Source organism: Fulvivirga marina, assembly GCF_016775155.1.
Lineage (GTDB): Bacteria > Bacteroidota > Bacteroidia > Cytophagales > Cyclobacteriaceae > Fulvivirga > Fulvivirga marina.
Window position 1 is genome coordinate 659,549 of sequence record NZ_JAEUGD010000066.1, and the last position, 12,252, is coordinate 671,800.

At 41.1% G+C, this 12,252-nt stretch carries 9 protein-coding genes; 3 read left to right on the plus strand and 6 right to left on the minus strand.

Annotated features, from left to right (window positions below):
• Positions 1–30: 30 nt before the first annotated feature.
• Positions 31–1,803, plus strand: coding sequence for a sodium:solute symporter family protein (locus JMN32_RS23275; RefSeq protein WP_202858787.1), 1,773 nt, complete (start codon positions 31–33; stop codon positions 1,801–1,803).
• A 74-nt stretch (positions 1,804–1,877) separates the two neighbouring features.
• Here JMN32_RS23275 and katG read toward each other — a convergent pair whose 3' ends face one another.
• Both katG and JMN32_RS23285 read right to left on the minus strand, forming a co-directional pair.
• Positions 1,878–4,163, minus strand: coding sequence for a catalase/peroxidase HPI (katG, locus tag JMN32_RS23280; RefSeq protein WP_202858788.1), 2,286 nt, complete (start codon positions 4,161–4,163; stop codon positions 1,878–1,880).
• Positions 4,164–4,682: 519 nt separating this feature from the next.
• Entirely contained in the window at positions 4,683–5,672 is a 990-nt protein-coding gene (locus JMN32_RS23285) for a DUF1028 domain-containing protein (protein ID WP_202858789.1), read from the minus strand.
• A gap of 168 nt (positions 5,673–5,840) precedes the next feature.
• Between JMN32_RS23285 and murB the strand changes: the two genes are divergently transcribed.
• Positions 5,841–6,860 carry a UDP-N-acetylmuramate dehydrogenase gene (gene murB, locus JMN32_RS23290; protein ID WP_202858790.1) on the plus strand — a complete coding sequence of 340 codons (1,020 nt, stop codon included), beginning with the start codon at positions 5,841–5,843 and terminating at the stop codon, positions 6,858–6,860.
• 22 nt (positions 6,861–6,882) lie between these two features.
• Here the strand turns inward: murB and JMN32_RS23295 are convergent, their stop codons facing one another.
• Entirely contained in the window at positions 6,883–7,365 is a 483-nt protein-coding gene (locus JMN32_RS23295; RefSeq protein ID WP_202858791.1) for a deoxycytidylate deaminase, read from the minus strand.
• A gap of 83 nt (positions 7,366–7,448) precedes the next feature.
• Between JMN32_RS23295 and JMN32_RS23300 the strand changes: the two genes are divergently transcribed.
• Positions 7,449–7,997, plus strand: a complete 549-nt coding sequence (locus tag JMN32_RS23300) for a DUF2911 domain-containing protein (RefSeq protein WP_202858792.1) — start codon at positions 7,449–7,451, stop codon at positions 7,995–7,997.
• 100 nt (positions 7,998–8,097) lie between these two features.
• Here JMN32_RS23300 and JMN32_RS23305 read toward each other — a convergent pair whose 3' ends face one another.
• The 3 genes from JMN32_RS23305 to JMN32_RS23315 form a co-directional block, all read right to left on the minus strand.
• Entirely contained in the window at positions 8,098–9,627 is a 1,530-nt protein-coding gene (locus JMN32_RS23305) for a T9SS type A sorting domain-containing protein (protein WP_202858793.1), read from the minus strand.
• A gap of 108 nt (positions 9,628–9,735) precedes the next feature.
• The gene (locus tag JMN32_RS23310; RefSeq protein WP_238354596.1) at positions 9,736–10,743 is read right to left on the minus strand and encodes a DUF4861 family protein; all 1,008 of its coding nucleotides are present in this window, start codon (positions 10,741–10,743) and stop codon (positions 9,736–9,738) included.
• A gap of 4 nt (positions 10,744–10,747) precedes the next feature.
• On the minus strand, positions 10,748–12,193 hold the full coding sequence (locus JMN32_RS23315; RefSeq protein WP_202858795.1) for a glycoside hydrolase family 28 protein: 1,446 nt from the start codon (positions 12,191–12,193) through the stop codon (positions 10,748–10,750).
• Positions 12,194–12,252 lie beyond the last annotated feature (59 nt).

Consider the following 12,252-nt stretch of genomic DNA (forward strand, 5'->3'; position numbering starts at 1 on the left):
ACTATTTTCCCGCAAATTTAAAATCAACCTATGGAATTAGCTCTTCTCGATTATATCATAATTGCTTCATTTTTCCTGCTTTCACTGACCATTGGCCTAAGGTTTAGAAAGCAGGCAGGTAAAGATATCAGCTCCTTTTTCCTGGGAGGTCGTAATCTGCCCTGGTACATTGCCGGTATTTCTATGGTGGCCACAACGTTTGCTGCCGATACCCCCCTGGCCGTTACAGAGTTGGTAGCTCAAAATGGTATTGCTGGCAACTGGCTTTGGTGGAACATGCTAGCAGGAGGTATGCTAACGACGTTCTTCTTTGCTAAATACTGGAGAAGAGCCGAGGTTTTAACTGACATCGAATTCATTGAAATGAGATATAGTGGCAAGCCTGCCAGCTTCCTGAGAGGGTTCAGGGCTTTATACTTTGGTGTTTTCATGAATGTGCTCATCATAGGCTGGGTAAATGTAGCCTTGATGTCTCTGCTTCAGGTATTTTTTGATATCCCTGAAAACCAACTACTTTGGTATGTTGCCGGGGCTATGGTCATCGTTGTCATTTACTCTGCCATGTCAGGCCTGCTTGGTGTAGCCTTTACAGATGTTATACAGTTTGTCATTGCCATGACGGGCAGCATCATCCTTGCATTCCTGGTTTTAAACTCTGATAGAATTGGTGGCATAGATGGTTTAAAGGCTAATTTACCTTCAGGCACATTAGATTTCTTTCCCCACGTAGGCCGCGAAGGAAGCGGAAGCATGCTGGCTCTTGGCTTAGGAAGCTTCCTGGCCTTTATCGGTTTTCAATGGTGGGCCAGCTGGTATCCCGGTGCTGAACCCGGTGGTGGTGGTTATATCGCTCAACGCATGATGAGTACAAAAACTGAGAAAGATGCAGTATACTCCACGCTCTTTTTCCAGATTGCACATTATTGCATTCGCCCCTGGCCATGGATCATCGTAGCGCTTTGTGCCATGTTGCTCTACCCCGAGCTTAATGCTGCGGACAGCAAACTGGGCTATGTGATGGCTATGAAAGAATTTTTACCTACAGGTCTTAAAGGCCTTCTTCTGGTGGCTTTTTTTGCTGCATACATGAGTACAATATCAACCCAATTGAACTGGGGCACCAGCTATCTGATCAACGATTTCTATAAAAGGTTTATCAACCCTGAAGCACAGCAGAAGCAATTTGTTCAAGCCTCACGTCTTGGTACGCTTTTATTAATGCTTGTTGCCTTGTTCGTTACCTCACTTATCGGCACCATCTCCGGTGTCTGGGCATTCATCATTGAATGTGGTGCTGGCTTAGGCTTGGTTATGATACTTCGCTGGTACTGGTGGCGCATCAACGCTTGGAGCGAAATTGTAGCTACCATTGCTCCCTTTATGGCCTATGGGCTGGCTAAGTTTGTTTTTGTACAATTTGATGAGGCATGGGGCAAAGGCATTGGTGAAGATCCTAGAAGTTTTTTCTTTACCATCGCTTTTACTACAATTGCATGGATCGTTGCCACCTATTTAACAAAACCCACTGATGAAGCTCAACTCAAAAAGTTCTTCGATAAAATTCGACCAGACGGTAACTGGGCTCCTTTCCGCAAATCAGTTCATGGCGACCGTTTAATAAAACTTGGCATCTGTTGGCTGAGTGCTATTGTTATGGCTTATAGTGCACTATTTCTTACTGGAAGTTTCATTTTCAAGGCCTGGAATGAGGGCCTGATGTACACGGCTATATTTGTGATATCTCTTTTGGTGCTGAAATATACGGCCAGCAAAATACATATCTTTTCTGACCAGGAGAGTTAGTTTACAGACAAAATACAAAAGGCCAGTTTTCACAAACTGGCCTTTACCTTGACTTCAAATCTTTCCGCTCTAGTTTACGGATAGATCAAATCAAACCTGTCAAGTTTCATTACCTTATCCCAGGCTGCAACAAAGTCATTGACAAATTTTGCTTCTGCATCATCACTACCATATACTTCTGCCAAAGCTCTTAGCTCAGAATTAGAACCAAAAATCAAATCTGCACGAGTTGCTGTATACTTCAACTCTCCAGTTTTTCTATCTTTACCTTCAAACTTCTCTTTAGTGTCATCTGTAGCACTCCACTCTGTACCCATATCCAGTAGGTTAACAAAGAAATCATTAGTAAGAGCATCTTTATTTGCAGTAAAGACACCATCATTAGAACCATCATAATTAGCTCCAAGTGAACGCATTCCACCAACCAATACGGTCATTTCAGGTGCTGTTAGGGTTAGTAACTGAGCTTTATCAATCAATAATTCCTCTGTAGAAATAGTATATCTTGTTTTCAGGTAATTACGGAAACCATCAGCCATTGGCTCCAGCAGATTTATTGACTCAATATCAGTTTGCTCTTGTGTAGCATCCATGCGACCAGGAGTAAAAGGTACCTTAACGGTATAACCTGCATTTGCAGCTGCTTTTTCTACACCGGCAGCACCTGCCAATACAATGAGGTCTGCCATAGAAACTTTCTTGTTTCCAGACTTCGCATTAAACTCTTTTTGAATATTCTCTAAAACGCCAAGCACTTTAGCCAGTTGTTTAGGGTTATTTGCTTCCCAGTCCTTTTGAGGAGCTAACCTTATTCTTGCGCCGTTGGCACCACCTCTTCTATCTGACCCACGATAAGTAGAAGCAGAAGCCCACGCGATTGTAACCATTTCACTAATTGATAATCCAGAGTTTAATATTGTTGACTTCAGACTCTCAATGTCCTTTTTATTGATCAGCTCATGATCAACGGCAGGTATAGGATCTTGCCAGATCAAATCTTCAGTCGGAGCTTCAGGCCCTAAATAGGTTGTTTTTGGTCCCATATCCCTGTGTGTAAGTTTAAACCATGCTCGTGCAAAAGCATCATCGAACAATTCAGGGTTTTCATAAAATTTTCTAGAAATCTTCTCGAAACCCGGATCCATTCTTAATGACAAATCGGTAGTAAACATGGTTGGTTTATGGGTTTTCTCTGAATCATAAGCATCCGGTACCATCATCTTTGGCTCACCTTTAGCCACCCACTGATGACCTCCGGCAGGGCTTTTGGTCAGTTCCCATTCGTTTTCAAACAAACTGAAGAAGAACATATGACTCCATTGGGTAGGTGTTGCTGTCCAGGTTACTTCCAAGCCTGAGGTAATGGCGTCTGCCCCTTTACCTGACTTGTATTTGCTCTTCCACCCAAAGCCTTGTTCTTCAATATCAGCAGCTTCAGGCTCCGGTCCAACATTAGTAGCAGGACCTGCTCCATGAGCTTTACCCAATGTATGACCTCCGGCAATCAATGCGACAGTTTCTTCATCATTCATCCCCATTCTTCCAAAGGTTGCGCGGATATCCTCAGCTGCAAGTAACGGATCGGGATTTCCATTAGGGCCTTCAGGGTTTACATAGATCAGTCCCATTTGTACTGCCGCCAGCGGGTTTTCCAACTCTCTTTCTTTGGAATATCGCTCACTATCCGCAAGCCATTTTCCTTCAGCACCCCAATACACATCTATTTCCGGCTCCCATACATCCTCTCTACCTCCTGAAAAACCAAAGGTCTTAAATCCCATGTCTTCCAGGGCTACGTTACCCGTCAGTACTATAAGGTCCGCCCAGGAGATTTTGTTGCCATACTTCTGCTTAACAGGCCAAATCAATCGTCTGGCTTTATCCAAGTTGGCATTATCAGGCCAGCTATTGAGTGGAGCAAAGCGCTGTTGCCCTGAACGCGATCCTCCGCGTCCATCAGCTGTACGGTAAGTACCGGCACTATGCCATGCCATTCTGATGAATAGCCCTCCATAGTGACCAAAGTCAGCCGGCCACCAATCTTGTGAATCAGTCAATACTTTTCTTATATCACTTTTTAGTGAATCATAATTCAGGCTATTGAATTCTTCAATGTAGTTAAAGTCTTCCTGCATCGGGTTTGACAAGGAAGAATTCTGGCGAAGAATACTCAGGTTGAGCCGATTCGGCCACCAGTCGCTATTGCTGTTAGCTTTCATGTTTGACCTGCTTTTTTTTGTGGCTCCCGATTTTCCATCGACCTCAGCAACTTCCTCCACTTCTTGTGTAGCTTTTTCCTGGCATGCAGTAAAAAGCGTACCAAAGGCCAACAACACATAAAATGTAATTGTCTTTTTCATATTCTTTAAAGGTTGAAATAAGTGTATTAAAATTTATACAAGTGTAGTTACTTGCTTTCTATCTTATAAGCGAAAAAGATCGATTTTATTGATCCTGATATCGATAATTTCAATCATGATCAATGTTCCTGCTCACTACCTTAGTTCACAGCTTATATCAAATCCTATTACTCTTTAAACTCTTCGGAAAGCTTTATGTTTAAGGGCTGAAACATATTTAAAATAAAAACCTGTAAATGAGATACTTACTTTTACATAATACTTATCTCAGGAGTGGTATTTAGTGACAAGGAATTTAAAACAAAAATCCACCACCAAACGCTTGAGGTTTTTAATGGATAATAATTCAAAAAAAGTACTGACATGCAAAGTTAACGACAATACAACTTCAAGAACTGTCAAAACTACTATTATAGCTCCCTCTGGGCACAGAAAGTATATATGGAAGTATTCCTTATTATGGTTAAAATGTGAATACTCCCTTGGATAATGTTAAATAAAGCAAGAGGAAACCCTTACTTATTGTTGCTTAAGTATTTTCTTAAGCTCACGTTTTTTCAAATCCAGAAGCCCTGCATCCGGCAGGCGTGCTGTTAGTTCCCTCCAGTTCTCATCCTCCCTGAATATTCGCTTAAATATAGATAATGCTTCTTCTAGTTTATCATTGTTGGCAAGGGCTACTGCCTTCCAGTACTGCATTTCGAGGTTTTCAGGAAACATGGATTCAGCCTTACCATATTCCTGCAAAGCCAGAGACATATCGCCTACCTCTACAGCCAGATCCCCTTTATTCATATGCTCATATGCCCTGTAGATCTTGAGCAGTCTTTTCAATTCAACCAGCGGTTCAGCGCTATCATCCACTCTCAGATCAATCATGGGATCATCCCAAGAATTTTCCTCTGGTTTACCTTTTACTACTATCAGTGCAGCTGACTGTCGTCCACGGATGTCCCCGCCTGCCTCCTCTCCCGCTTCAAGGGCTATCAATACACGTTCGGCCAGAGGTAGTTTTCTACTCTTTTCAAATGCTGCAGCCATAGCTGGCCATACATCTTTGTTCAACATCATATTGGCCTGTACAGAGTAGTTATCTCCCTGCTGATGTCCGGCATACTTAATACAATTATCTCCGGTATGTGTTGCTACGTTACCATTGGCATCCATGATAGCAACCTGCCGCACTTCACGCCCCTCATCAGATTTTAGTAAAATTTTAAGTACCTGCTCCGCGGTCTTTCCTTTCTTCAATAGTTCGAGGCCTCTTGGTCCAAAAGATTTATTTGTAAAGGACTGCGTGGCTATAACGCCTATGCCAGCTTCCCCCCAACTTACCGCTGTACCTACTGAGAACCAGTGGCTTTGAACTCCAACAGCCATTTCACCTGTATCAGGATCACGGGCTACAATAGAATAGGTATGAGCAAAAGGCTCCTTTTGCAAGTACAGTTGAGATGCTACAGGTCGGACCATAAACAACAACACCAATGAGGTTATAAGCTTTAACATGATATCAATTTTGATGTTTAATATACTTAAAAGTTATCTAATAGTCTGCCAAATATTAAATATCAAAACCTTTCACCTTCCCTCAAAAGAGTAATTTATGGGTCTTAACTACATTTTAAATATACTTTTCATACCTACTTTAACTGAGATTTCTTTACTTCGCAAAGTATGCACATCCAAAAAAACGTATCCCTTAAACCCTTGAATACTTTCGGACTAGAAGCCAAAGCAGAGGTATTTGTTGAAGTAGAGTCAGTCGAAACACTACAGGAAGTACTGCAGTTGGAAATTGCCCACAACAACAAATTGTTTATTCTTGGCGGTGGCAGTAATGTACTGTTATCCAAAAACTTTGATGGCCTTGTTATTAAAAATAGCATCAAAGGCAAGGAGGTAATTCAGGAGACAGATGACTTTGTACTGGTAAAGGTTGGTGCCGGGGAAAACTGGCATAACTTTGTGCTATATGCATTGAGTAACAACTGGGGTGGAGTTGAAAACCTTTCTCTTATTCCGGGAACTGTGGGAGCAGCTCCGATGCAAAATATCGGGGCTTATGGTGTTGAGATCAAAGAAGTTTTTGAACATCTGCAGGCTGTAAATATCAATAGCGGGAAGATTGAAAAATTTAATAAAGAAGCCTGCCGTTTCGGATACAGGGAAAGCATCTTTAAGAATATTGTAAAAGGCCAATATATTATAACGCATGTAACGCTAAAACTGACAAAGAAAGATCATCAGTTAAATACTTCTTATGGTGCTATATCTGAAACGCTGGAAGAAATGGAGGTGCAATATCCTACTATTCAAAATATTAGTGATGCTGTAATCAAAATCAGACAAAGTAAACTTCCCGACCCTACTCAAATTGGCAATGCAGGTAGCTTTTTCAAAAACCCCAGCATAGACCAAGTCCAGTATGAAGAATTAAAAACTGCATACCCGGGAATACCCGGATATGCCTTACCCGACAATAAAGTTAAGGTACCTGCAGGCTGGTTAATTGAGCAATGTGGCTGGAAAGGTGTAACACGGGGAGCAATCGGTGTGCATAAGAAACAGGCTCTGGTACTGGTTAATTATGGAGGTGGTAAAGGAGATGACCTGAGGAGTCTGGCTGAAGAAATTAGAGACTCCGTTATTAAAAAATTTGGCATTAAACTCCATGCCGAGGTTAACATTATATAACCCACATTTTTATCAGTTCTGATTAGGTCAGAGCGGTGGCATGCGAAATATTGCCATGGTATCGCTCCACTTCAACACCAAACTTCTGAAGGAAATCCACTCCCTCATCACTGGCAATTCCTTTATATTCCGCATATGAGTTGAGGTAGATAACCTTGCTCACCCCCATGGTAAATATGATACGGGCGCATGCCAAACAAGGAGCAAGTGTAACATAAAGTGTAGCTCCCTTAACTTCTGTCTTATTTTTAACGGCATAAAGCAATGCATTTTGCTCCGCATGTATAGCCAGTGAACAGCCTCCCTTTGAATCTCTGGGACAACCCTGATGGGGCCATTGTTCATCGCAATTGTGAGTACCTGCCGGAGGCCCATTATAACCAATCGATATGATACGGGTATCCTTAGCTAAAACGGCCCCTACATGTCGTTTTATACAATGAGATCTCTTGGCCAGATTAACAGCCAGTTCCATAAAAATATCATCAAATTCCGGGCGTTCCATCTAAGATTGTCGTTTACTTATGCGGTACAATATTTGTTAAGAAGTTGCGTATATTAGACGCAGATTAAAATCAACACAAAGTTATGAATTCCAAATTCCGATACCTTACTTTTTCATTTATCTTATTTTTAGCTATTCGGTTAAATGTTTTTGCTCAAGAGGCCATAACACCCCGCCCCAGCCCCGCTGCAATCATTACAATGAAGTATGATGAGACATACGTTAAACTGACCTATTGCCAACCTCATAAAAGAGGAAGAGCCATTTTTGGGGGATTGGTTCCTTACGGACATGTATGGAGAACCGGTGCCAATGAAGCGACTGAGATAACACTTACCGGTGATATCCTTATAAATGGAGATACACTGAATGCGGGCACCTATTCGATTTTCTCTATCCCTCAGCAAAATCAATGGACTATCATCGTCAATGAAGAACTAGGCCAGTGGGGCTCTTATAATTATAACAAGGATGCTGATGTTATCAGATTTGACGTGCCAACTCAAAAAATACAAGGCACGGTATGGGAGCCATTCACTATTACCTTTGAACAAAAAAATGATACTGCTAACCTTCTGATGATGTGGGACCAGACTAAAGTGACTATTCCAATCCAGTTTTTAAAACCCTAATGCATAGTGTATAAAACTGGTATTCAAAACGAAGAGAAGGGCCACTAACCCAAAACTAAGGGCCGATCTTTTAATTAAAAAAGACGGCCCTTTATGCTAATTATTCAATAACTATCTTAATTGTTTTCTGGTAAGTATTGGAGCTGATATTTAACATATACACACCTCTTTCCATCCCTACAGTACTTATGTCCGGTACCTGCTCCTCAAAGGAGCCTTGAGCTACAACCAATCCATTGATGGCTTGTATTTTCCAAACTTTACTGTTCAAGTTCTCACCAAGAACTTTGAACGAGCACCCGGAACTAACAGGATTAGGGGACACTGTTAAATAATTTCCCTGACTGTGATAACCTACTGTTACCATGCCTTTATATTCAATTGTACCATCCAAATCGGTCTGCTTAAGCCTAAAATATGTAGTACTATTTAAAGGCCTCACATCCTCCCAGTAATATTTCTTGGGAAAATCCGTGGTCCCTGATCCGGAAACTCGACCGGCATATTCGAAAAGTTCACCATCATAGGACTTTTCTATTGTAAAGTAATCGTTATTAACTTCTGAAGCAGTCATCCAACTCAATACTACATGATCATCCACCACGTCATAATCAAATGTGACCAAGGTAACTGGCAAGACACACCCATTACCACAGCAACCATTAGAACATGGAGCTCCTATACCTCCAAAATCATCCGTAATAGTACCTCCGACAATGAGTGAACCATCAGGTATATCTATAGTGGCAGCCTGATCATTGGTCAGATCATTGGTTATGGCGAGTGTTCCTCCCCCATCAATGTTAATATCACTTCCGTAATCATTATTTAAACTACCCCCAACACTTAAATTTGAACCATCAATGTTTACATATCCTGTAGTCACTTCACCCCCAGTGCTATACCCGTTATTAAAATCACCTCCAATAGTGAACGTAGAGTTATTTTGCACATCTAACTGGGCATGAAAGTCATTGTTAAGATCTCCGGATACCGCAACCGTGCTGTTATCAACCAAAAGGTGTGATTGATCTTCTGTTACAAGATTGCCATTGGATAAATTTAGCACTCCTCCATTTTGAATGATGGTCTCAGCCTGAAAATCATTAATAAAGTTACCTGAAGAAATGTCAAGTGACGAATTATCAATGTTGAAGCTTGTTCCGTTATCATTTTCAAAGTTTCCACCGGTCACTGTAAATGAAGTTCCATTTAGCAGGCTTAATGTAGATGTATAGTTATTAATACTTGTGCTGGTACCTCCGTTATTTCCCACCGTTACTGCAACATTGGAAAAAGTGAAAGAAGTTGAGGTCCTCACATCATTATAAAATCTCCCTGCAACATCGAGTGCACCTCCTCCTGACACACTAAGGGTACCTGCCATATATCCTGTTTGCAAATCTCCCAGCACTGTAACTGTCACTCCCGGACTAATTACTAAAGAAGCGGAATTTAGCAATGATAAGTTTCCTGTAATAGTGATATCAGCACTAATGGTACACGCACTTGATACGGTTAGGTCGCCAGATGAATAACCTCCTGTACATTGGCTATAACCTTTAGTGCTTATTAATGTGCATACCAATATAGATATAGCTACAAGTCTAGAGCGGCATAAATTTTCCATGTTTTTCAAGGTAAGTTGGTTGGTAAATATTGATAATGTATAGTTATGACGTCTGTAGAAGAAGGCAATATATGCAATTAGCAGAATACAAAAAAATCCTACGTTAATTTAAAGCTTATCGTTTTTATCCAACTGACTAAGCCTGCCATCAAGGTGCTTGACAAATTCCAATTCATTCTTAATCCCAGTTTTCTCCTGACTCCAGGCCCCCAGAAAATAGTACGTAACAGGCTCTTCTGTAGAATTAAAGACAACCAGGTGGTCATGATCACCCTCCTTTACTTCCTGTGTTTCCGATTTCTTATAAAAAATGGCCATACCCAGCTGATCCTGTTCATTAACCAGAGTTTGAGCACCGTAGGTAGCAATATAGCCCCACTCCTGTCCTTCTTTTTTCATCAGCGGAATACTATCAAACTTCACAATACCTGTACATATTCCTGAAATAGCTTTGGATGCATCAAGAGACACCTTGGTGTACCGACCTTGCGGGTAAATAGTCAGTTGCGTAGCAAGATCAACTGTATCACTACCTGACTGCCAGCCTGCATAACTGATATCAATCGATGAAGTGCTGTCTGCATTATTTATTTTTGCCATTGTTTTTAAAACTTTCTGAAAATGAACAACAGAATCTCCCAAAAGTCTTCCGTAGGAACCAATCCCTAAAGACTTCCCAACCTTAAGGATATCCTGCCCCCACTCGGAATTTTCATGATAAGAATCAAAACCATCCAGACCTACATGGTTTAATACTACAGTATCTACCTTTTTTCCAAAGATGTCAATAGCATTTCTCCAGTCAAGGTATAACCTGTAACCTACCTGGCTATTTTCCCAACCCGGGCCTTCATACCTGAGGTAATAGGCATGATCTTGTAATCCTCCTGGCCATTCAAATTCTGTTATATTTTTAAAATGTCCGCCCTCATAGCGGCCGTCATTCCAATTTCCTCCTTCCTTTACAGAGAGTTCCGCATACGTCCTGGAAACCAGTATTTTCTGCACCTCAGTTTCATTTTCAGAAACATCCACATTACTTTTGGCTTTATCCGATTTACAGGATAAGAAACAGCATGCTGCTGTTGCAGCGATCAGAAGTTTATTCATCGTCATTGTATTAATATTTAACACTATTTATTGTAGTATTTTTAAACTGAACAGGGTCTGCATTTTCTACATAAACAGGTTCTTCAACCTTTTTGATATGCACATTGGTCAGCGTAATATCTTTCACCGGGCTTTCTTCCCTTCCGTTAATTAAAACACCGTATTTACCTCCATATTCTACCTCAATGTCTTCCAGATGAACGCTTTTGACAGTGGGCATAAATTCGCCCTCTTGATTAGCATATGTACCGTAATGCGTATTAATCTTTAATACAGCTTCTTTCACCTGCCCAACCCGGATGTTTTTGAAGTATACATTTTCGACAAAGCCCCCCCTCAAAGTATTGGTTTTAATCCTGAATGCCCGGTCAAGGTTGGGGCTGTTCATATCACAATTTCTAACATAAACTTTTCTTATTCCGGCAGACATCTCACTGCCCATAACCACGCCTCCATGTCCATCTTTCATTTTGCAGTTTTCTATCACAATATTTTCACTTGGTATTCCCACTCTTCTGCCATCCCAGTTTCTTCCTGACTTTATAGCTATGCAGTCATCTCCGGTATCAAAGGTGCAATTGATGATGTGTACATTCCTGGAATATTCAGGATCACAACCATCGTTATTTGGCCCGTGGCTAACTATAGTAACTCCATCAATGGTAATATCATTGGATTTAACAGGGTGCAATACCCAGAAAGGTGCATTGGTAAATGTCACTCCCCGCACCAGTATATTTTCACATTCAAAAGGCTCAAAAAATGACGGCCTCAGTTGATAGCCCTCGCCAAAAATCCTTTCAACCACCGGCACATTATCATCACTCATTTTCCATAACCTGGGCAGGTTATGTTCATCCTGTTGTCTGGCTGCTCCTTCTTTATAGCCATACACATCCTTACCACTCCATGACCACCAGTTAGTGTTGTCAGCCTGACCATCAAAGGTTCCCTGGCCGGTAATGGCTATATTCTTTTGCTGGTACGCATAGATAAGCGGAGAATAATTCATGAGTTCCTGCCCCTCATATGAGGTATGCACCACAGGTAAATAGTCACTTTTATCCCTGCTAAAAAGAATTGCAGCTCCTTTATCCAAGTGTAGGTTGACATTACTTTTCAGGTGAATCGGACCCGTTAGGAATTTTCCTTCAGGTACCAGCACTTTTCCTCCACCCATTTTGTGACAGTTCTCAATGGCTTTAGTGAATGCTTCGGAGTTATCATTTGTTCCATCTCCAACCGCTCCGTAGTCCATAATATTAAATGTGGTGTCTTTAAACTGAGGTATTTGGATCTTACTAATAATTTCATCAGCTACGGCAAATGGATTTGTTTCAGGCCGGTTATCGCTTTCCTGTCTGCTGCCACACCTGTCCATAAGTCCCCCACAAAAAACCAAAAATATAAGCTGTAAATAATACTTTTTTCCATCACTCCTTAGACCTATCTGCATACTCTATCAGGTGTTTATAATTTTATCATGATTATTTCTTCTAAACTAAATGAAGCTGT

What these genes read in the sequence shown, in the direction of transcription:
- JMN32_RS23285 (WP_202858789.1), bottom strand. Translation starts at nt 5,672, where the DNA reads ATGTTAAAGCTTATAACCTCATTGGTGTTGTTGTTTATGGTCCGACCT.
- JMN32_RS23295 (WP_202858791.1), bottom strand. Translation starts at nt 7,365, where the DNA reads ATGGAACGCCCGGAATTTGATGATATTTTTATGGAACTGGCTGTTAAT.
- JMN32_RS23275 (WP_202858787.1), top strand. Translation starts at nt 31, where the DNA reads ATGGAATTAGCTCTTCTCGATTATATCATAATTGCTTCATTTTTCCTG.
- JMN32_RS23315 (WP_202858795.1), bottom strand. Translation starts at nt 12,193, where the DNA reads ATGCAGATAGGTCTAAGGAGTGATGGAAAAAAGTATTATTTACAGCTT.
- murB (WP_202858790.1), top strand. Translation starts at nt 5,841, where the DNA reads ATGCACATCCAAAAAAACGTATCCCTTAAACCCTTGAATACTTTCGGA.
- JMN32_RS23310 (WP_238354596.1), bottom strand. Translation starts at nt 10,743, where the DNA reads ATGACGATGAATAAACTTCTGATCGCTGCAACAGCAGCATGCTGTTTC.
- JMN32_RS23305 (WP_202858793.1), bottom strand. Translation starts at nt 9,627, where the DNA reads ATGGAAAATTTATGCCGCTCTAGACTTGTAGCTATATCTATATTGGTA.
- katG (WP_202858788.1), bottom strand. Translation starts at nt 4,163, where the DNA reads ATGAAAAAGACAATTACATTTTATGTGTTGTTGGCCTTTGGTACGCTT.
- JMN32_RS23300 (WP_202858792.1), top strand. Translation starts at nt 7,449, where the DNA reads ATGAATTCCAAATTCCGATACCTTACTTTTTCATTTATCTTATTTTTA.